Source organism: Hominiventricola sp. (genome assembly GCF_057604405.1).
In genome coordinates, this window is sequence record NZ_DBLYVB010000012.1 from 47193 (window position 1) to 67972 (window position 20780).

The window sequence follows — 20780 nt, forward strand, 5'->3', positions numbered from 1 at the left end:
ACCCTTGCACAAACTACCAAAATCCCTTATAATAATTCGGATTGACAGTTAACAACAGAACATAATAGAAAAGGTAGTTTATGCGTAAATTAGCGTTATCAGATGAGATCCTGATGACCATTGAGAAACCGGCCCGTTACATCGGCGGAGAAGTCAATGCGGTCATGAAGGACAAGGAAAAGGTAGACATCCGGTTCGCCATGTGTTTCCCGGATGTGTATGAGATCGGTATGTCCCACCTGGGCATTCAGATTCTCTACGATATGTTTAATAAGAGAGAGGATACCTGGTGTGAGCGTGTCTATTCTCCGTGGAATGATATGGACAAGGTAATGCGGGAGCAGCAGATTCCGCTTTTCGCACTGGAATCTCAGGATCCGATTAAGGACTTTGACTTCTTAGGTATTACCATCCAGTATGAGATGTGCTACACCAACATCCTGCAGGTGCTGGATCTGGCACAGATCCCGCTGGAGGCATCCCAACGTACAAAGGAGCATCCCTTTGTCATTGGCGGCGGTCCCTGTACCTATAATCCGGAACCGCTGGCAGATTTCTTTGATCTGTTCTATATCGGAGAGGGTGAAGTGCAGTACGATGCCCTTCTGGAACTTTACAAAGAATGGAAATCAAGCGACGCATCCAGAGAAGACTTCTTAAAGAAAGCATCGCAGATTCCGGGAATCTACGTTCCGTCTTTATATAGTGTTTCCTATAAAGAAGATGGGACCATTGATAAAATGATCCCCCTCTGTCCGGAAGCACCGGAGAAGGTGAAGAAACAGCTGGTGCTTGACGTCACCACTTCCAGTTACCCGGAGAAACCGGTGGTTCCGTTTATCAAGGCAACCCAGGACCGCGTGGTGCTGGAGATTCAAAGAGGCTGTATCCGCGGATGTCGTTTCTGCCAGGCCGGTATGCTGTACCGTCCCACCAGAGAGCGGGATCTGGAGATGCTGAAAAAAGCAGCCTATGCCATGCTGAAAAATACAGGCTACGAGGAGATCTCTTTAAGCTCTTTAAGTTCCAGTGATTATTCCCATCTGAAGGAACTGGTCACTTTCCTGATTGATGAGTTCGGAAGCAAGGATATTAATATTTCTCTGCCGTCTCTGCGTATCGATGCGTTCTCTCTGGATGTGATGGGTAAGGTGCAGGATGTGCGGAAGAGCAGTCTGACCTTCGCACCGGAAGCAGGTTCCCAGAGGCTCCGCGATGTGATTAATAAAGGTCTGACAGAGGAAGTGATTTTAAACGGTGCCGGACAGGCCTTCGAGGGCGGCTGGAACCGTGTAAAACTGTATTTCATGCTGGGACATCCGACGGAGACCGAGGAAGATATGAGGGGTATTGCATGGCTGGCAGAGAAGATCGCTGAGCGTTATTATGAGGTGCCGAAGGAAAAGAGAAACGGAAAGTGCCAGATTGTAGTCAGCACTTCCTTCTTCGTGCCGAAGCCCTTTACGCCATTCCAGTGGGCGCAGATGTGTACCAAGGAGGAGTTCCTGCACAGAGCCTATATTGTCAATCATGAGATCAAAGATCAGCTCAACAAGAAGAGCATCAAATACAACTGGCATGAGGCCGATGTCACCATTCTGGAAGGCGTTCTGGCAAGAGGAGATCGAAAGGTAGCAAAGGTCATTAAAAAAGCCTATGAGAAAGGCTGTCTCTTTGACTCCTGGACGGAAGGTTTTAAAAATGAACTCTGGATGGAAGCTTTTGCAGAATGCGGAGTGGATATTGATTTTTATACCATTCGTAAACGAGAGCTTGACGAAGTGTTCCCGTGGGATTTCATTGATATTGGTGTAACCAGAGCATTCCTTGAGAGAGAGTGGAAAAAGGCCCATGAGGAGACCGTAACCCCCAACTGCCGGATGCAATGTTCCGGTTGTGGTGCAGCTGTCTTCGGAGGAGGTGTCTGCCGTGAACATTAGAGTCAGATTTCGTAAATATGGAGTATTAAAATTTATCGGACATCTGGATGTGATGAGATATTTCCAGAAGGCTATCCGCCGGGCAAACATTGATATCTGCTATTCAGAAGGATATAGCCCCCATATGATTATGTCCTTTGCATCTCCCCTTGGATTAGGTCTGGAGAGCGACGGCGAATATATGGATATCCGGATTAACGGTTCCATCTCATCAAAGGAAGCGGTTCGCCGCCTGAATGCGGTGATGGTGGAAGGAATTGACGTTATGAGCTTCCGGGAGCTTCCTGAGAACAGCAAGAATGCCATGGCGAGCGTGGCAGCAGCTGATTATGAAGTGCGTTTCCGGGAAGGCTGCGCGCCGGAAGATGGCTGGAAAGAGCAATTTACAGAATTTCTTGCACAGCCGGAAATGCGGATTGTGAAAGAAACCAAGAAGGGACAGCAGGAGATTGACATCCGCCCGTGGATCTACAGCTGGGAGATCGTGGATGATATGATCAAAATGCAGGTATCCGCAGGAAGCGTTCACAACCTGAAACCGGAAATGGTACTGAAAGCATTTGCGGAACATATTGGCTGGGACATGCCGCAGTTTGCTCTGCTGGTGACCAGACGGGAAATGTACGCGGATCAGGGAACAGAAGAAGAGCGAAAACTCATTTCTCTGGAAGCGCTGGGAGAAGAAATTGGATAATACAAGAATCATTACCTATATAAAAGACGGAGTTCTGGCAGACGCTCTCTATGAAGATGGGCGTATGATGGAATTGTCCCTCATTTCCAAGGAACAGGAATCTATCCTTGGAAATATCTATATAGGAAAAGTAAAGAATATTGTAAAAAATATTCAGGCGGCATTTGTGGAGATTGAGCCAGGATTGCTCTGTTATCTTCCTCTGGAAGATGTGAAGAATCCCGTCTATCTTCATCCGAAAGCAAAACCGACACTGGTGCAGGGAGATGAACTTCTGGTTCAGGTGAGCCGCGAGGCGGTGAAGACCAAAGCTCCTTCGGTGACGACCAAGTTCAGCCTGACCGGAAAATATCTGGTGCTGACCCATGGAAATGAGACCATTGGGTTTTCCGGAAAACTTGACAGCCCCGAGAAGAACCGGCTGAAAGCATGGACGGCCGGACTGAAGCTTCCGGACGAAGTGGGAATCATCGTGAGGACCAATGCTTCCGGCGTGGCAGAAGAGGAACTGAACCGGGAATACCGGCATCTGGAAGAACAGTACAGGTATCTTAGCCAACAGGCCATTCATCGAAGTGTGTATTCCTGTGTATTTCAGAATCGTCCCGCTTATCTGGGATCGGTACTTGGCAGCAGAAGTGAGTCTTTAAAAGAAATCATCACCGATGATGAAAAAATTTATGAAGAGATACGTCAGTTTCTGCAGGAAGAAATGCCTGGTGATGAAGCAAAGCTGCGGCTTTATGAAGACCGGATGCTTCCGCTGAAAGCCCTGTACCGGATGGAAAAGGGCCTGTCAGAAGCGCTGGCAGAACGGGTCTGGCTGAAATCGGGAGGTTATCTTGTGATTGAAGCCACTGAAGCGCTGACGGTCATTGATGTAAATACTGGAAAATGCATTGCAGGGAAAGACAAGCAGGCTACCATCCGGAAAATCAACCAGGAAGCTGCTTTGGAAATTGCAAGACAGCTTCGTCTCCGAAATCTGTCTGGTATCATTCTGGTTGATTTTGTAGATATGACGGAACCGGGTGCAGATGAAGAACTTCTGGCATTTATGCAGAAATTTCTGAAAAAAGACCCGCAAAAATCCGCTGCTGTCGATATGACGGCGTTAGGTCTTATGGAACTGACCCGGAAAAAGCAAAAGAAAACATTAAAAGAACAGGCAAAGGAGTGCGGAATACTATGATAGAAGTACATGCGTTAAAAGAAAAAGGGCATTATAAGAGTTTTCACATCCAGGGTCATGCAGGATATGCGGATGAGGGTGAAGATATTGTCTGCGCGGCTGTGTCCGCATTGGTCATTAATACCATCAATTCTATTGAAGAGTTTACGGAAGATGCCTTTACCTGCGACTGTAAAGACGGGATGATTGAAAGTTGGGAGTTCACTTCCAATGTATCAGCAGGAACGGATCTTCTGATGGATGCACTGATGCTGGGACTTCGGAATATTGTAAAATCCTACGGAACGGATTATCTGCAGGTGGCTGACACCGAAGAAAAATAGAGTGGAAAGTTTTCCAAAAAGTTAAGGTAAATTACTTGACAGGCATAAAACACTATGCTATTATATCAAAGATGCCGCGCAGTGGGGTTGCAAGTTTGTCCAAAGGGACGACACCGAAGCTGGCGAGTAAATATTAGGAGGTGCCATATGTACGCGATTATTGCAACAGGTGGTAAACAGTATAAAGTATCTGAGGGCGATGTGATCAAAGTTGAGAAGCTCGGTGCTGAAGCAGGTTCTAACTATGTATTTGATCAGGTTCTCGCTGTATGTGACGACGCTCTTACCGTAGGTACTCCGGTAGTCGAGGGTGCTACCGTAGAAGCATCTGTAATCGGTGACGGAAAAGCGAAAAAAGTTATCGTTTACAAGTACAAGAGAAAAACTGGATATCATAAAAAGAATGGTCACAGACAGCAGTACACCGCTGTTAAGATCGAAAAGATCAACAAATAATTTTTTTACAGTTAACCAGTTACTTATTCATTAAGAAATTCAGGGAGGTGCAGACCTATGTTGAATATGAACCTTCAGATGTTCGCACATAAGAAGGGAGTCGGTTCTACAAAGAACGGCAGAGATTCCGAGTCCAAGAGACTTGGTGCCAAGAGAGCTGACGGCCAGTTTGTGAAAGCCGGAAACATCCTTTACAGACAGCGCGGAACCAAGATTCACCCGGGTGTGAATGTAGGACGCGGCGGAGATGATACTTTATTCGCTTTAGTGGATGGAGTTGTTCGCTTCGAGAGAAAAGGAAGAGATAAAAAGCAGGTTTCTATCGTTCCGGTAGCAGCTGAATAATCCGCATTCACAAGGGCTTCAAGTCGGTAAGATTTGGAGCCCTTTCTTAATAAAAAACTTTGTTTTTTTAGCCAGATAAAAGGAGACGACACATGTTTGCAGACAGAGCAAAGATTTATATCCGCTCAGGTAAGGGCGGGGACGGCCATGTAAGCTTCCGCAGAGAACTGTTCGTACCGGACGGCGGTCCGGATGGCGGTGACGGCGGAAACGGAGGAGATGTAATCTTCGAAGTGGACGAAGGACTGAATACGCTGACCGACTACCGCCATAAGCGCAAATATGCGGCGCAGGACGGCCAGGAAGGCGGAAAGAGAAACTGCCACGGAAAAAGTGGAGAGAGTATTGTATTAAAGGTTCCGGAAGGAACTGTGATCAAAGACGCAGAGAGCGGCAAAGTCATCGCGGATATGTCCGGTGAGAACCGCCGTCAGGTGATCTTAAAAGGCGGACGCGGAGGTATTGGCAATCAGCATTTTGCCACTTCCACCATGCAGGCCCCGAAATATGCAAAACCGGGACAGCCCTGTCAGGAGCTGGAGGTCATGCTGGAGCTGAAAGTCATCGCAGATGTGGGACTGGTTGGATTCCCGAACGTAGGTAAATCTACTTTGCTTTCCCGTGTAACCAATGCCCAGCCGAAGATTGCCAACTATCATTTCACAACTTTAAGCCCAAACCTGGGTGTGGTAGACCTGGACGGAGACGGATTTGTCATTGCCGATATTCCGGGACTGATCGAGGGCGCATCCGAGGGCGTGGGACTGGGACTGGATTTCCTTCGTCATATTGAGCGTACCAAGGTTATCATTCATATGGTAGATGCAGCATCCGTAGAGGGACGAGATCCCATCGCAGACATTCATGCCATTAACAAAGAGCTGAATGCCTACAATCCGGAGATTGCTGCCAGACCGCAGGTCATCGCTGCCAATAAGATTGATGCTATCTGGGATAAGGAAAATGATCCGGTAGAGAAGATCCGCAAGGAATTTGAGCCGGAAGGAATCAAAGTATTCCCGATTTCCGCAGTCAGCGGCCAGGGACTGAAGGAACTGATGTATCACGTAAAAGGACTGCTTGACAATATGGATCACAAGCCGGTGGTCTTCGAGCAGGAGTTCTTCCCGGAAGATATGTTCGTGCGGGAGAATCTGCCTTATACCGTGGAAAAATCCACCGAAGAGGAAAATACCTACGTGGTGGAAGGACCGAGAATCGAAAAAATGCTTGGCTATACCAATCTGGAATCCGAGAAGGGCTTTGCTTTCTTCCAGCGTTTCCTGAAAGAGACAGGAATTCTGGAGGAACTGGAAGCAGCCGGAATCCAGGAGGGCGATACTGTCCGGATGTATGGATTAAGCTTCACATATTATAAATAAGAGGATAAATTATGACAAGCAAGCAGAGAGCTTATTTAAAAGGACTGGCACAGACCATGGAACCGATTTTCCAGATCGGCAAGAACAGTCTGACGCCGGAGAATACAGCAGCCATTGCAGAAGCACTGGAAGCACGGGAACTGATCAAGATCAGCGTGCTGCAGAACTGTATGGATGATCCGAAGGAGCTGGCAGCCCTGGTGGGAGAGAGAACTCGTTCCCAGGTGGTACAGGTCATCGGAAAGAAGATTGTGCTTTACAAAGAAGGAAAAGAAGAGAAGAAGAAAATCGTGCTTCCTAAGTAGCGCAGAAGAGAGGCTATATGGACGAAGGCTGGAAACAGATCGGAATCATGGGCGGCACGTTCGATCCGGTTCACAAGGCGCATCTGGCACTGGCGGAGCAGGCTTACCGGCAGTTCGCGTTGGATGAAGTATGGATGATGCCCAATGGACGTCCCCCTCACAAGAGAGACCATTCCCAGGCCGATGTTTCTCATCGGATGGAAATGGTGCGCCGCGCCATTGCAGGGATTCCGTATTTACGCTTATGCGGACTGGAGCAGTTTGAAATGAGCTATCACTATACCTTTGAAACGATTCATATTTTAAAAGATCTGTTTCCAAAGGTGCAGTTTTATTTCATTATGGGAGCCGATTCCCTGTTTGATTTTGTAGACTGGAAAAGACCGGATATTATCAGCCGGGAATGTGTCATTCTGGCGGCTACCAGGGATCATTGCCGGAGAGATGAGATTCTTCAGAAAATCGAAGAACTGAAGCAGCTTTTTGGTGCGGATATTCGTATTTTAAATACCCCGAACATGGATATTGCATCGGAAGAGATCCGCAAAAGACTGCAGCAGGGGGAGGATACTTCCGATATGCTTCCGGAAGAAGTGACAGCCTATATTCGTCAGAATCATCTGTACGAATGAGAAAGGAGTCTTGGACATGGACGAAATCTGTATCAGAGATTTGAAAAAAGACCTGAAGAAAAATATGGACGAAAGCCGCTATGAACACACGCTTGGCGTTATGTATACCAGTGCAGCGCTGGCCATGCGCTATGAATGTGATCTTGATAAAGCGCTTCTGGCCGGACTCATGCACGACTGTGCCAAATGCATGCCCAATGCCAAGAAGCTGAAGACAGCAGAAAAGTACGGGCTGGAGATTACCGATCTGGAAAAGAAAAATCCCTTTATGTTACATGCAAAGGTAGGTGCTGTTCTGGCTGAAAAGAAGTACGACATTACCGATGAGGAAGTGCTGGGAGCCATTCGCTGGCACACCACCGGCCGTCCTGATATGACGCTTCTGGAAAAGATCGTTTATGTAGCTGATTATATTGAACCCAAAAGAGACAAGGCGCCGAATCTTGGCGAGATCCGGAAACTGGCTTTCATCGACCTGGACCGTGCGCTTTTAAAGATTTTGCAGGATACTTTGAACTATCTGGGAGATTCTCCTGAGGATGTGGATTCCATGACAAAATCAACCTATGATTTCTATCAACAGCAATTACAACCCTAGAGGAGAAGAACTATGGTATTAAAAAATTCAAAGGAAATGGCAAAACTGGCAATTGCAGGACTGGAAGAGAAGAAAGCAAACGACATCAAAATTCTTGACATTTCTGATGTTTCCGTTCTGGCAGACTACTTTATCATTGCATCCGGAAGCAACCGCAATCAGGTGCAGGCTATGGCAGACGAAGTAGAAGAACGTCTGTATAAAGCCGGATATGAGCAGAAGCAGATTGAAGGTTATCAGACTGCAAACTGGATTCTCATGGATTACCAGGATATTATCGTTCACATTTTTGATGAGGAGAACCGTCTGTTCTACGATCTGGAGAGAATCTGGAGAGATGGAAAAATCGTTTCTGAGGAAGAGTTAGAGGCATAAAAATGGAAAAGCATGACCGCGTTCTTTCTGTTGAGAAAAAGACAGACAACCGTTTTCTCAATATGTATGACATTCAGTATGAAAATAAAGTCGGAGGCCAGGGCATCTATCACATTGCATCCCGTGCGTCTTCTATTGATACACTGAAAATGAATACCCGGGTAAATCGTCCGGATGGCGTAATTATCTATGCATTATATGGTCCGAGAAGAGATAAAGTCGTGATGGTTCGCCAGTACCGGTTCTCCATTAACGATTATGTCTATGAATTTCCAGCGGGGCTGGTAGATGCAGGGGAAACCTATGCAGAAGCCGGAGCCAGAGAACTAAAGGAAGAGACCGGACTTGATTTCACATCGGTAAAAGCCAATGAAATGTTCAGCAAACCGCTGTTCACCACTATCGGTATGACGGATGAGTCCTGTGCAACCGTCTACGGCTACGCATCTGGCAATATTTCCAAAGCCGGACTGGAGGACAATGAAGATCTGGAAGTTGTCCTGGCTGACCGGAAAGAGGTACGCCGGATTTTACAGGAAGAACATGTGTCGATTAACTGCGGATACCTTCTGATGCATTTTCTGTGCCATACAGCAGAAGATCCATTCTATTTCCTGAGGTAACTGCTGATGCTGACGAATTTCAGGATTGCAGTGGAAGCAGTCATGCCGATCTTTTTATTGATTTTACTTGGCATGGCTTCCCGGAATCTTCATATTATGTCGGATACAGAGCTGAATCATGCCAACAAGGCGATTTTTCAGGTGATGTTTCCGATTATGATGTTTTATAATATTTATTCCGTGGATTTTTCCGGCGTCATTCTACCAGGCTACATTGCGTTCTGTATTGGTATGCTGTTAGTAGTCTATGGGCTTGCGCTTGTCGTGGCGTTGCTGACTGAGAAGCAGAATTACAGCCGCGGCGCGCTGATTCAGGCGGTCTACCGTGGAAATTTTGTACTGATGGGAATTCCGATCATGAACAATCTCATGGGAGATGAAGCCATGGGACTGACCACAGTTATGGTGGCGATTATTGTTCCCATCTATAATGTACTGGCGGTGATAACGCTGGAAGTGTTCCGTGGCGGAACCTTAAAGCCAGGGGTGATTGTGAAGAGAATCATGACCAATCCCCTGATTTTCGGAGCGGTGGCAGGAATTATCGCGGCTGTGCTGGGAGTGAAACTTCCTGTGATTTTGTCAAAGCCTATGGGACAGGTCGCTTCCTCCGCATCCGTCGTTGCATTGATGGTCATGGGCGCATCCTTCCGGTTCAGCAGTATCAAAGAGAACCTGAAGAATCTGATCTTAGGGGTAAACGGAAAGCTGATTGTCAGTCCCGGACTGGCATTAGGAGCCGGATATCTGTTAGGGCTTCGGGGACTTCCGTTAGCGCTTCTCATTATTATGTTCGGAGCCCCCTGTGCGGTATCGGGATATACCATGGCGCAGCAGATGGACAGCAACGGGGAACTGGCTGCAGGATGTCTGATCTTTACATCCCTTTTATCCTGCATTACTATATGCGGATGGATTTTCCTGTTTAAACAGCTGGGAGCTTTTTAAGCTTCCAGTTTTTTTGTGCTTTTTATTGTGAAAATTATTCATCTTATATATGAAAAGTATGAGTTTGATTGTAGTATTTCCCTATGATATACTCTGGAAGTAACTGCCATTTATGGCAAACCATACAAAGGGGAAAATTTGGAGGGTACAAACATGAGAGAAAACAAACGAAAACTGGGACTGGTTCCCAAACTGATCATTGCGATCGTGCTCGGTATTCTGATCGGGCAGTTTCTGCCGGAGGGCTTCTGCCGTCTGGTTGTCACATTATCCGGACTTTTCAGTACATTTTTAAAATTCGTCATTCCGCTGATGATTCTTGCCTATGTCACCATGGGAATCGCGGATCTGTCCCAGGGGGCAGGTAAACTTTTGCTGATCACCGTAGCCATTGCTTATGGTTCTACACTGATCGCAGGAACCGCTTCCTTCCTGGTAGCTGACAATCTGTTTCCGAGTTTTATGAGTGCGGGGGCACTGGAGCAGATCGCAGCAACCGCAGATGCTTCTTTAAGTTCTTATTTTTCCATTTCACTGGAACCGGTATTAGATACCCTGTCCGCAGTAGCACTTGCTTTCGTTCTCGGACTCTGCCTGTCTACCATGAGAGGAAAAGAGATGGGAAACAGCCTTTATAACGGTATCAGCGATTTTTCCAAAATCATTGACAAAGTGCTTCATACGGTGATTATTCCACTGCTTCCGTTGTACATCTGCGGTACTTTTGTGGACATGACCAAATCCGGCAAGACCTTCGCTATTTTGAGCATTCTCTGGAAAGTCTTCCTTGTGGTCATCATCATGCATCTGATCTGCATTGCCATCCAGTTCTGCATTGCAGGTGCAGTAAGTAAGAAGAATCCTTTGACATTAATCAAAAATCAGATTCCAGGGTATACTACCGCATTAGGAACCCAATCTTCTGCAGCAACCATTCCGGTCAATCTGCAGTGTGCAGAGGCAGATGGTGTCTGCGAGCAGATCCGTAATTTCGTAGTTCCGCTGTGTGCCAACATTCATATGGCTGGTTCCATGATTACCATTACCGCCTGTGCAACAGCAGTCTGCCTGATGAATCAGCTGCCCATCAGCCTGTCCACTGTGATTCCATTTATTATGACCCTTGGCATTGCCATGGTGGCTTCTCCGGGTGCTCCGGGCGGATCTATCATGACAGCGCTGCCGTTCCTGTACATGATTTTCGGTGCAGAAGCAGGCGATCCCAATGGTCCTATCTGCGCCATCATGGTAGCACTTTACATTACCCAGGATTCCTTTGGAACTGCCTGCAACGTATCCGGTGACAATGCCATCGGTGTGATTGTGGATACGATTTACCATAAATTTATCGTTAAGGAGGCATAAAATGTCTTTTATCAGTGTCTTTGATGTGTTAGGACCGAATATGATCGGACCTTCCAGTTCTCATACTGCCGGAGCGGCAAAGATTGCTTATCTGGCACAAAAGATGATTACCGGACCACTTCTACAGGTGGACTTTACGCTCTATGGTTCTTTTGCCAGAACCTATCGGGGACACGGTACAGACCGGGCATTATTAGGTGGAATCATGGGATTTACCACTGATGATATGCGGATCCGTAATTCCTTTGAAATTGCAGAAAACGAAGGCATTGCATTCCAGTTTCAGCCCAATGAAGAAGAGACAGATGTGCACCCTAACACCGTCGATATTCATATGGTAAATAAGGCAGGGCAGGAGATGACGGTCCGCGGTGAATCACTGGGCGGAGGCAAGGTACGTATTTCACGTATCAACAAGGTTCAGGTGGATTTTACCGGCGAATATAGTGCGGTGATCGTCATTCAAAAAGATCGTCCCGGTGTTGTGGCGCATATTACAAAGGCTTTAAGTGACCGGAACGTCAACATTGCTTTTATGCGTTTATTCCGGGAAGGAAAGGGCGATATTGCCTATACGATTGTAGAATCTGATGGTCATCTTCCTGAAAATATTCGGGAAGAACTTCTGAAGAATGAACATGTCCATGATGTCATGATCGTACAGCCTTAGAGAGGAGAAGAGGTTGATGATGGATTTTAAAAATGCAAAAGAACTGCTTCACCTCTGTGAAGAATCTGGAAATGCCATCTCTGAAGTGATGCTGAAGCGGGAAGTGGAGCTTGGGGAAATTTCAGAGTTGGAAGCGCTGGCCCGTATGGAAAAAGCCTTCCATATTATGAGAGACTCTGCCCGAACCCCCATTCAGACACCTGTAAATTCCATGGGCGGACTCATTGGCGGCGAAGCCAGAAAGCTTTCCGAACACCAGGCAGCCGGAAAAGGCCTGTGTGGACCGATTCTGGAAAAAGCCATTACCTATGCTATGGCCGTATTGGAGACCAATTCTTCCATGGGTCTGATTGTGGCAGCACCTACCGCTGGATCTGCCGGTATCGTACCGGGCCTTCTGTTGGCTTTTCAGGAGACTTATAATCTCTCGGATGACCAGATGGTGAAGGTGCTCTTTAATGCCGGAGCAGTCGGCTATCTGGCTATGCGAAATGCAACGGTAGCCGGAGCCGTCGGCGGATGCCAGGCAGAGGTGGGTGTGGCATCTGCCATGGCAGCGTCTGCAGCAGTAGAGCTCATGGGCGGAACACCAGGACAATGTCTCGATGCGGCTTCCACGGTACTTATGAACATGCTGGGACTGGTCTGCGATCCAGTAGGTGGACTGGTGGAATATCCCTGCCAGAACCGCAATGCAGCCGGTGTGGCCAACAGCCTCATTGCCGCGGAAATGGCTCTTGCAGGAATTCCACAGCGGATTCCCCTGGATGAGATGATTCAGGTCATGTATACCGTAGGAAAACGAATCCCAGCAGAGCTCCGGGAAACAGCACTGGGAGGATGTGCAACCGCACCATCCGTATGCAGTGGCTGCAACGGCTGCGGCTGACGGATATATTTCGTCTTTTATCCCCCGTAATAATTAATAATCATACATTCCGCAGTCTCATTGGTTCGGTTTTCATAGACATGGGGAATGGAAGAGGCGAACAGTAACGCGTCGCCAGGATGCAGGACATGTTCTTCACTGCCTGCCGTAAGCGCCACCGTGCCACGGATTACATAGAGATATTCCTGAGCCTTAGGCGGGTGGCCGATAGACGTATGAGAACATCCCGCATCCAGCTCCATTTGAAAATACTCAAAATTCCGGGAGGAACTGCAGGGAAAATAACAGCGGAGACGATAAGTTCCAAAATCGTACTGCTGAATCTCTGTATCCTCCTTTCGAATCAGATCACATTCCTTTTCCGGCTCTTCCAGAAGAGCCGTATAGGGAGTGCTGAGTCCATCGGCAATCTTCAGAATCGTATTGATGGTAGGATTGCTGTTTCCTTTCTCAATTTCTGACAAAATTCCTTTACTGATTTCTGAAGTTTTGGCCAGCTGCCCCAGGGACAGATTCCGTTCGGTTCGCAATCGCCGCAGGTTTTCACCGATAATTTTTCCAAGATCCATAGAAAAGCTCCTTTTTGGTGGCTGTATTTTCTCTGTTGACAAACAAATCATATCAAGGTAATATGAAAAAGTCATTCAGAATATTGAACGAATGTACAATTTATTTTATTATAAAGTTTACGGAAAGGATCGTCAACATGAAAAAGAAAGCGTTCCGGGCAGCGTTTCCGTATACACTGCCGATCTGTATCGGATTCTTATTTTTAGGAATGTCGTATGGATTTATGATGCGGAGCAAAGGATTTTCTTTTGTCTATCCGCTGTTTATGAGTATGTTTATTTTCGCAGGTTCCATGGAATTTGTAACCTGCAATCTGTTATTGTCTGCCTTTAATCCCATTGCGGCCTTTTTTCTGGCGCTGATGGTCAATGCAAGACATCTGTTCTATGGATTGTCCATGCTGGAAAAATATAAGAACATCGGATGGAAGAAACCATATCTGATCTTTGGCATGTGCGATGAATCCTTCACCATCAATTCTGCAGTCACGCCGCCGGAAGACGTGGACCGGGGCTGGTTCATGTTCTTTGTAAACCTTCTCAATCAGATCTACTGGGTGTTCGGTGCCACCATGGGAGCTTTGCTTGGCTATGTGATTCATTTTAATACAGAAGGCATTGAATTTGTCATGACCGCTCTCTTTGTGGTCATGCTGGTCAATCAGTGGGAAGAGCATAAAGATCACCGCCCGGCCCTCATCGGTCTTATTTGCCCGGTCATCTGCCTGATGATTTTCGGCGGTGACAACTTTATGATTCCCTCCATGATTCTTATGACGGCAAGCTTCCTTGCAGGAAGAAAATATATGGATACGGAGGCGGAAGAGAAATGACAATCGCACAACAGATTATTACCATTGTGGCCGTCGTGCTGGGCACCATGGCGACCCGCTTCCTGCCATTTTTGATTTTCCCGGAAGGAAAGAATCCGCCGGATGTGGTACGATACCTGGGAACCGTGCTTCCCTATGCAGTCATCAGCCTTCTGGTGGTGTACTGTCTGAAAGGTGTGCCGGAGAGCGGTACTCACGGCATTCCGGAGGCTATTGCCATCGTATTTATCATTTTCTTACATAAATGGAAGAAGAATACCCTGCTTTCCATCGCTGGTGGAACCATCCTTTATATGGCACTGGTGCAGCTGGTATTCTAATGTTGCAGTTTATAAGTAATGAATGCCCGGATGGAAGTGACAGACTGTGAGCGGAACCGCTTGCGCTAAGTCCTCGATCCAGCGGTACTAACCTTCGAATATCGCCTATGGCTCATTCTCAGGAAGTACCGGGACTGCGGACGTTCCTTTCACAGGCTGTCACTTCCACCGGAGCGCCCATTGTCTGTGTAAGCCGCAACATTTTCAATATCAACCAAGAGAGTACATGCGAAAATGCGTGTGCTCTTTTGTTATCTATGGTAAAATAAAAGAAAAAGTGCATACGAAGAGGAGGTGTCACCATGAGAAAATCCCCATTATCTATGATCCTGCTGTCTTGCCTGCTGCTGACAGGCTGCAGTGCTGCTCGGACGAATCAACCGGAACATGTCGGTTACCGCTTTGACGACAACATCGGAATTCAGAGTGCGTCAGATGATGCTTGGTATAAGGGAGAGGATCTTCCGATGACACTGGCGACAGAAGAAGGAAAAGTAGAATTCGCAGGCGTTCTCTGGCAAGACAATACCTTGTATACATATATCAATATAATGAATCGTGAAATCGCAGACCGAGACGATTATTCAGAGTACTTGCGTAAACATGTTTATATGGAAAGTCCGGGTATTGCCAGCATGGGCAGTTCCCATGGGATAATTGTCAATGAAGATGCCATACCGGTGAAGCTTCACTGGAAAGTTCCTTATGGCGGAGATGTGAAAGAACAGTATATTTACCATATCTTTGACCAGACCGTCACCGTAAAAATGGTGCCGCTTCCCACCTATGCAGACTTAGAAGACATCGGCACCACCGTGACCCATAACGGCAGAAGTCTGGTATGGGTAGGAGATAAAATTTATCCTTATACAGAGGATCTCTGGGAAATTTCCCAGCTGAATGAAACGAATTTACCGATCGCACTGACGCTAAAACAATATGGAAAAGAAACCTATTTCTGCAGCAGAGATCAGGGAAGTGACACTGTACAAATTGCACGCATTGGTCTGACGGCTGATGTATCAGATCAGAATCTCATTGTGGAAATTCCTATTCCTCAGGATGAGACACCTGTCAGCTGTGAAATTCCATTTTCCGTTGGTGAGGACACTTATCAAATTACCGAAATTCACCGATTGCCGGGAGAAGAAGGGGCGACGAAAGTGGAATTAACGGTAAAACCGGTAGAAATGGAAGAGGGAACTTCTCTCGTTTACATCGAAGCCAGTCGCGGCGTATTCACGGAACGTACTTATGATGTCTATACTCATACCGGGGAGCATCGTACCGAGCCGCTTCCGCCGGCTTTTGGAGTGGATGAAGACTGGATCTTTGGTCATTATGTAAAGGGAATGGCAAATTCTCCGCTGACTATGCATTTTCGTGTTGACACTGAAATTCCGGAGACGGTACAGCTCAGAATTGAAACGGTTTCCAAAAACTGGGACCAGCCCTATGAATTTGGAATAGCAACCCATTGAGCAGACGGGAGATACAAATTTGATGCAAACCTGCCATAGAATGGTCTGATACGAAGAAGGGGAGAAGATGTGCGATGCTGAAAATATTGATTGCCGAGGATGAGGAACCCATTGCAAACCTGATCCGTGTAAACCTGACCAAAGCGGGCTACGAATGTACCTGTGCTTATGATGGAGAGGAAGCGGCAGATCAGATGGAAAATGGCCATTTTGATCTGCTACTTCTGGATATTATGCTTCCGAAGATCAATGGCTATGAGCTGATGGAATATGCCAAAACCTTACAACTTCCAGTCATTTTCATAACCGCCATGGGAACAACCGAACATAAAGTAAAAGGACTGAAGATGGGAGCGGAAGACTACATCTCCAAACCCTTTGAGATTGTGGAATTACTGGCGCGAGTGGAGACGGTTCTTCGCCGCTACAATAAAATCGGAAAGACCATCCGGGTTCTGGATGTGGAGATTGACCTTTCTTCCAGGGTAGTAATCCAGAACGGGCAGCAGGTCTTATTAACACTGAAAGAATATGAGCTATTACTGTTCTTTGCCAGAAATCCCAATATTGCCTTGTATCGGGAAATAATCTATGAACAGGTGTGGGAAAAAGAATACACGGGAGACAGTCGGACCATTGATCTTCATGTCCAGCGCCTAAAAAAGAAACTGGGATGGGACAAACATATCTGCGCCGTCTACAAGATTGGTTATCGTCTGGAAACCTGATGGAGTAACAGTCTATGAAATTTTTCTGGAAAATCTATTTTTCCTTTATGACATTATTTTTACTGGTCTTTGGTCTGTTTGGCACCTGGATGATCCAGATGACCTTTCAGCATTCTTATGAAAAAGCGCTGAAAGACGGAGAGTGGGACAACCGAATGTACCAGTTGGCTTTCGAGACCAGTCTGAACAGTATGGATTCAGAGAATTTGTCCGATAATATGGTGCAGGTGATCGCGGTGACAGTAACCCAGAACCTCTCGGATTCCGGTAATGTCTACCGCATCTACAACAGCAGCAAGGACCTGCTCTATGAAAGAAACAGCTGTAAGATTGACGGAACGGAACCTTTAAGCGTGTTAAATCAAGAGCAGTCCTGCAGTTATCTGGTAAAACGGGCAGGGGATGCCACCTGGCTTCTCTATGCCTGCCGCTCCACCGTGGGAGGAAAGACCTATCTGTTGGAAAGCCTGACGGATATTTCAGATCTTTATCAGGAGCGTGAAAGCTATTATGACTGGTACATGGTAGTGATGATGGGAATGACTGTGTTGGTGACACTTCTGGTATTCCTCATCAGCCATATGTTGACTCGCTCGGTAACAAATCTGTCCCGGATTACCCGGAAATTTACCAGAGGAGATCTGACTGCCAGGGCTCCGGTGCAGGGCAGTGATGAAATTGCAAGACTTTCTGCGGATTTCAACCGAATGGCTGCATCCCTTTCCAATAAAATGGAAGAACTAACCCTGCAGGCAAAGAAGCAGGAAGATTTTACGGCATCCTTTGCCCATGAGCTGAAGACACCCCTGACTTCCATCATCGGATATGCGGATATGCTCCGTTCCTTTGAGTGCAGCAGAGAAGAGACCGTGGACGCTGCCAACTATATTTTCCAGCAGGGAAAACGTCTGGAAAGTTTATCCTTCCGATTACTGGATCTGATTGTCATGGAAAAACAGGAACATGAATTCCGGCTCTTATCAGTGACAGACTTGATGAATCAGGCACTGGCTCTGACAAATCCAGGCCGAAAAGAAAAAAAGATTACCGTGGAAACGAAGTTGGATCCGGCCCGGATTTCAGGCGAACAGGATCTCCTGATCTCGCTTTTTGTAAATGTGCTGGACAATGCCAGAAAAGCACTTCCGGAATGCGGCCAGATCTGGATCAAAGGCCGAAAATACAGCCATTCTTATCTGATCTGTATTGAGGACAACGGCTGTGGCATCCGTCCAGAAGACATTAACCGAATTACGGAAGCTTTCTATATGGCAGATAAATCCCGTTCCCGGAAAGAGGGCGGAGCCGGACTGGGTATGACTCTTTGCAGCCGGATTGTAAAACTCCATCACGCCCACTGGAAAATCTTCAGTAAATCAGGAGAGGGAACAGTCGTTGCTATCTGTTTCCCATACGGGGAGGACGCAATATGATTACACGATCAAATAAAATATTCTGTCTGTGCCTGACAGGCGTCATCTGCTTAGCCGTAGGCGCTGTTATGGGTCCCCGATATTTCAGCCGGATTCTGGATCTAAGAGATTTAAATACCGTATCCATTATCAACCGGGACCAGTTTTCTTTTCTGGCGCAGAGTTCCGATCAGTTGGTCGATCAGGTAAAACTTCTGAACTCCATTGGAAACAGCGGAAATTTGATGCTGTTATCTAATTATTCTGATCAGGAAACCTGGCAGAACAGTACATTGATTGCCCAAATCACAGATCAGGTAGCGCTGGCAGTCGGAGATGGCTATATTCCATGGCTGGAACCCGGAATCTATGAAAATTATCTTATGGAGATAATGAAAAAGCAAGCATCAAAAGAAGCACCGGCTTTTTATGACTGGATGAATGAACTGAAATTTGCAAAATATTACAGCCTGACCTGTGAATCTGACCCGGATAGCCACATGATGCAGATGATGAATCTCTGGTATTTGCGTTTTTCTGATGAACAGACATTTGATTACTATTTTCTTGTGAACGCATCCACCTGCCAGATTTATTATGCAGAGATCTATAATCTGCTTACCGATAGGGAAGCAGATGACAGTTGGACGGAATCACCGCAAAATGCAGCCACTGTTGCAGAAGTTTTTTACGGAGAGGAATATGCGGAACAATTCGCATCAGGAGCCTTTTATTATTATCAGGCTAGTGATTTTCAGACCGTATATGGAGATGAAGGACGGAACTATGACTGTCTGTCAGTGCTGCGTCTGGAAGAGGGCGAAAGCGCCTATATAGAAATGCAAAAGCATGAGCAAAACACCCAATTAAAATACCCAATCTATGGATACAGTGTAGGCATCCGTGGACTGGCTGATAAGATTCAAAAAAATATGAACTGATACAAAAAGAGCGCTTCCTGACGATTCGATCCATCAGAAAGCGCTTTTGCTTTTTTGAATTTAATTAAACATCCGGAACACGCCGAACACTTTGCCAAGAATCTGGACATCCTCCACGATAATCGGATCCATGGAATCATTCTCCGGCTGAAGACGGATATGTCCGTCTTCTTTATAGAAGGTTTTAACAGTAGCAGAGTCCTCTACCAGCGCCACTACCATATCCCCGTTCTCTGCATTACTCTGCTGACGGACCATGATATAGTCGCCGCTGAAAATACCGGCATTGATCATGCTTTCCCCTTTTACCTTCAGCATAAAGCAGTCTGTATTCGGCATATATTCTGCCGGAATGGGGAAGTAACCTTCAATATGTTCCTGTGCCAGAATTGGCTGTCCTGCTGCCACAGTTCCAATCATGGGAACGTTCACCATCTCCCGGCGGGTCAGATTAAACTGATCATCCATAATCTCAATGGCACGGGGCTTGGTAGGATCTCTTCTGATATATCCGTTCTTCTCCAGTGTCTCCAGATGGGAATGGACGGAGGAGGTGGACTTCAGATGAACGGCCTCACAGATATCTCTTACGGCAGGCGGATAACCCTTATTCAGTATCTCGGATTTGATAAAATCCAGAATCTCCTGTTGTTTTGGTGTGATTTTTCCGTAACTCATAAAAGTTCCTCCTGCTAGTCGAACATTCGTTTTTCTCATTATAGCACGCACAATTGAAAAAAGCAAACAAATGTTTTGCTTTTAATACGGCAGGCGGTTCCCCTGCGGATACTCCTCCAGTGATTCCACTTCCGGCTCCCTTTCCTGATGAATCAGCATGTCCAGAAGCGCTTTGGCAGCAGGAGAGAGCGGATGATGAGGATTTTGCACAATACAGATCCCTCGACGCGGAATGGGAATGTCAAGCTCCAATTGAATGAGTCCATAGTTCATCAGAAAAGAACGGGCGAATTTATAAGGAACAAATCCGATTCCCAGGTTATGTAATACGGTAGGCGAGATCAGGTCATTGGAATTTACCTCAATGTTCGGATGAAGCTCGCATCCATGATCTTTAAAAATACTGTCCCAGAATTTTCTTGTGGTAGTACCTTTTTCCATGCAGACTAGCGGATATTTATTCAATTCTTTTAAAGTCAGCGTCCGCCCCTGTAAAAATGTATACTGACTTCCCGCAATCACAATATCCTGAAAGTCCGATACTCTTGTTACCGTAAAATGTTCTGCCCCCTCGATAGGAGTAATGGATACCGTAAAATCAATGGTTCCTGCATTCAAAGCAGACAGGGAAACCGGCGTGGAAAATGCGTGGATCTGCAGATTGACATTGGGGAACTGTTGCCGGAACTGTTCCAGATAAGGCAGAAGATAGTAACGCATGGTCATTTCACTGGCACCAATGTTAATCTTACCGCTCTGACAGTTAACAAACTCCTGCAGCATGCCGCCTGCCCGTTCCATCTGCTGAACTGCACGGCTTACCTGACGGAGCAGCATCTGTCCCTCCGCAGTAAGAGAGACTCCCTTCCTCGACCGGACGAACAATTTACAATGAAGTTCCTGTTCCAGATTCTGTATGTATTTGGTAATGGTTGGCTGGGTCAGGCACAGATGCTGTGCTGCCAGTGAAATGCTTTTTGCCTTTGCAACCTCATAAAAAATTTTATAATAATCAAAACTGATGTCCATTCCATTTACCTCATTTTTTCTGTAAAAAAATCGCTAATCCATTCAAATAATC

At 46.5% G+C, this 20780-nt stretch carries 25 protein-coding genes; 22 read left to right on the top strand and 3 right to left on the bottom strand.

Going from position 1 to position 20780, the window contains the following annotated elements; genetic code table 11:
- The first annotated feature begins 80 nt into the window (after positions 1 to 80).
- The 16 genes from ACZMB2_RS08875 to sdaAA all read left to right on the top strand — a co-directional run bounded on the left by ACZMB2_RS08875 (position 81) and on the right by sdaAA (position 12737).
- On the top strand, positions 81 to 1940 hold the full coding sequence (locus ACZMB2_RS08875) for a TIGR03960 family B12-binding radical SAM protein (RefSeq protein WP_487596462.1): 1860 nt from the start codon (positions 81 to 83) through the stop codon (positions 1938 to 1940).
- A complete protein-coding gene (locus ACZMB2_RS08880) occupies positions 1930 to 2634 on the top strand; it encodes a TIGR03936 family radical SAM-associated protein (RefSeq protein ID WP_487596463.1) in 705 nt (234 codons plus the stop codon). Before ACZMB2_RS08875 ends, ACZMB2_RS08880 begins: the two co-directional genes overlap by 11 nt.
- The gene (locus ACZMB2_RS08885; protein ID WP_487596464.1) at positions 2627 to 3826 is read left to right on the top strand and encodes a ribonuclease E/G; all 1200 of its coding nucleotides are present in this window, start codon (positions 2627 to 2629) and stop codon (positions 3824 to 3826) included. Before ACZMB2_RS08880 ends, ACZMB2_RS08885 begins: the two co-directional genes overlap by 8 nt.
- Positions 3823 to 4149 carry a ribosomal-processing cysteine protease Prp gene (locus tag ACZMB2_RS08890; protein WP_487596465.1) on the top strand — a complete coding sequence of 109 codons (327 nt, stop codon included), beginning with the start codon at positions 3823 to 3825 and terminating at the stop codon, positions 4147 to 4149. The genes ACZMB2_RS08885 and ACZMB2_RS08890 overlap by 4 nt, the downstream gene beginning before the upstream one ends.
- Before the next feature lie 147 nt (positions 4150 to 4296).
- On the top strand, positions 4297 to 4605 hold the full coding sequence (gene rplU, locus ACZMB2_RS08895; RefSeq protein ID WP_118769547.1) for a 50S ribosomal protein L21: 309 nt from the start codon (positions 4297 to 4299) through the stop codon (positions 4603 to 4605).
- 57 nt (positions 4606 to 4662) lie between these two features.
- Positions 4663 to 4950 (top strand): 50S ribosomal protein L27, encoded by a 288-nt coding sequence (rpmA, locus tag ACZMB2_RS08900; protein ID WP_487596466.1) that lies wholly within the window; start codon positions 4663 to 4665, stop codon positions 4948 to 4950.
- A 92-nt stretch (positions 4951 to 5042) separates the two neighbouring features.
- Entirely contained in the window at positions 5043 to 6332 is a 1290-nt protein-coding gene (gene obgE / locus ACZMB2_RS08905; RefSeq protein WP_487596467.1) for a GTPase ObgE, read from the top strand.
- Positions 6333 to 6343: 11 nt separating this feature from the next.
- Entirely contained in the window at positions 6344 to 6637 is a 294-nt protein-coding gene (yhbY, locus tag ACZMB2_RS08910; protein ID WP_487596468.1) for a ribosome assembly RNA-binding protein YhbY, read from the top strand.
- Positions 6638 to 6654: 17 nt separating this feature from the next.
- Entirely contained in the window at positions 6655 to 7269 is a 615-nt protein-coding gene (nadD, locus tag ACZMB2_RS08915) for a nicotinate-nucleotide adenylyltransferase (RefSeq protein ID WP_487596469.1), read from the top strand.
- 16 nt (positions 7270 to 7285) lie between these two features.
- Positions 7286 to 7867, top strand: a complete 582-nt coding sequence (yqeK, locus tag ACZMB2_RS08920) for a bis(5'-nucleosyl)-tetraphosphatase (symmetrical) YqeK (protein ID WP_487596470.1) — start codon at positions 7286 to 7288, stop codon at positions 7865 to 7867.
- Positions 7868 to 7879: 12 nt separating this feature from the next.
- Complete coding sequence (gene rsfS, locus ACZMB2_RS08925) at positions 7880 to 8242, top strand: ribosome silencing factor (protein WP_487596471.1); 363 nt, start codon at positions 7880 to 7882, stop codon at positions 8240 to 8242.
- 2 nt (positions 8243 to 8244) lie between these two features.
- Positions 8245 to 8865, top strand: a complete 621-nt coding sequence (locus ACZMB2_RS08930; protein WP_487596472.1) for an NUDIX hydrolase — start codon at positions 8245 to 8247, stop codon at positions 8863 to 8865.
- Between the two features lie 6 nt (positions 8866 to 8871).
- On the top strand, positions 8872 to 9813 hold the full coding sequence (locus ACZMB2_RS08935) for an AEC family transporter (protein WP_487596473.1): 942 nt from the start codon (positions 8872 to 8874) through the stop codon (positions 9811 to 9813).
- Between the two features lie 153 nt (positions 9814 to 9966).
- A complete protein-coding gene (locus tag ACZMB2_RS08940; protein WP_487596474.1) occupies positions 9967 to 11178 on the top strand; it encodes a dicarboxylate/amino acid:cation symporter in 1212 nt (403 codons plus the stop codon).
- Position 11179: 1 nt separating this feature from the next.
- The gene (gene sdaAB, locus ACZMB2_RS08945; RefSeq protein WP_487596475.1) at positions 11180 to 11848 is read left to right on the top strand and encodes an L-serine ammonia-lyase, iron-sulfur-dependent subunit beta; all 669 of its coding nucleotides are present in this window, start codon (positions 11180 to 11182) and stop codon (positions 11846 to 11848) included.
- A 19-nt stretch (positions 11849 to 11867) separates the two neighbouring features.
- Positions 11868 to 12737, top strand: a complete 870-nt coding sequence (sdaAA, locus tag ACZMB2_RS08950; RefSeq protein WP_487596495.1) for an L-serine ammonia-lyase, iron-sulfur-dependent, subunit alpha — start codon at positions 11868 to 11870, stop codon at positions 12735 to 12737.
- Between the two features lie 17 nt (positions 12738 to 12754).
- Here the strand turns inward: sdaAA and ACZMB2_RS08955 are convergent, their stop codons facing one another.
- Complete coding sequence (locus tag ACZMB2_RS08955) at positions 12755 to 13306, bottom strand: helix-turn-helix domain-containing protein (protein ID WP_487596476.1); 552 nt, start codon at positions 13304 to 13306, stop codon at positions 12755 to 12757.
- A 137-nt stretch (positions 13307 to 13443) separates the two neighbouring features.
- Here ACZMB2_RS08955 and ACZMB2_RS08960 point away from each other — a divergent pair, with 137 nt between their 5' ends.
- The 6 genes from ACZMB2_RS08960 (at position 13444) to ACZMB2_RS08985 (ending at position 19021) form a co-directional block, all read left to right on the top strand.
- Positions 13444 to 14139 (top strand): AzlC family ABC transporter permease, encoded by a 696-nt coding sequence (locus tag ACZMB2_RS08960; protein WP_487596477.1) that lies wholly within the window; start codon positions 13444 to 13446, stop codon positions 14137 to 14139.
- Entirely contained in the window at positions 14136 to 14459 is a 324-nt protein-coding gene (locus ACZMB2_RS08965; RefSeq protein ID WP_487596478.1) for a branched-chain amino acid transport AzlD family protein, read from the top strand. Before ACZMB2_RS08960 ends, ACZMB2_RS08965 begins: the two co-directional genes overlap by 4 nt.
- A gap of 302 nt (positions 14460 to 14761) precedes the next feature.
- On the top strand, positions 14762 to 15940 hold the full coding sequence (locus tag ACZMB2_RS08970) for a hypothetical protein (protein ID WP_487596479.1): 1179 nt from the start codon (positions 14762 to 14764) through the stop codon (positions 15938 to 15940).
- 74 nt (positions 15941 to 16014) lie between these two features.
- On the top strand, positions 16015 to 16668 hold the full coding sequence (locus ACZMB2_RS08975) for a response regulator transcription factor (protein ID WP_487596480.1): 654 nt from the start codon (positions 16015 to 16017) through the stop codon (positions 16666 to 16668).
- A gap of 47 nt (positions 16669 to 16715) precedes the next feature.
- Positions 16716 to 18101: a sensor histidine kinase gene (locus ACZMB2_RS08980; protein ID WP_487596481.1), complete on the top strand. Its 1386-nt coding sequence runs from the start codon at positions 16716 to 16718 to the stop codon at positions 18099 to 18101.
- Positions 18098 to 19021 (top strand): hypothetical protein, encoded by a 924-nt coding sequence (locus ACZMB2_RS08985; RefSeq protein ID WP_487596482.1) that lies wholly within the window; start codon positions 18098 to 18100, stop codon positions 19019 to 19021. The genes ACZMB2_RS08980 and ACZMB2_RS08985 overlap by 4 nt, the downstream gene beginning before the upstream one ends.
- A gap of 60 nt (positions 19022 to 19081) precedes the next feature.
- Here ACZMB2_RS08985 and lexA read toward each other — a convergent pair whose 3' ends face one another.
- Positions 19082 to 19699 (bottom strand): transcriptional repressor LexA, encoded by a 618-nt coding sequence (gene lexA, locus ACZMB2_RS08990; RefSeq protein WP_487596483.1) that lies wholly within the window; start codon positions 19697 to 19699, stop codon positions 19082 to 19084.
- 81 nt (positions 19700 to 19780) lie between these two features.
- Positions 19781 to 20728, bottom strand: coding sequence for a LysR family transcriptional regulator (locus ACZMB2_RS08995; RefSeq protein ID WP_487596484.1), 948 nt, complete (start codon positions 20726 to 20728; stop codon positions 19781 to 19783).
- Positions 20729 to 20780: the final 52 nt, after the last annotated feature.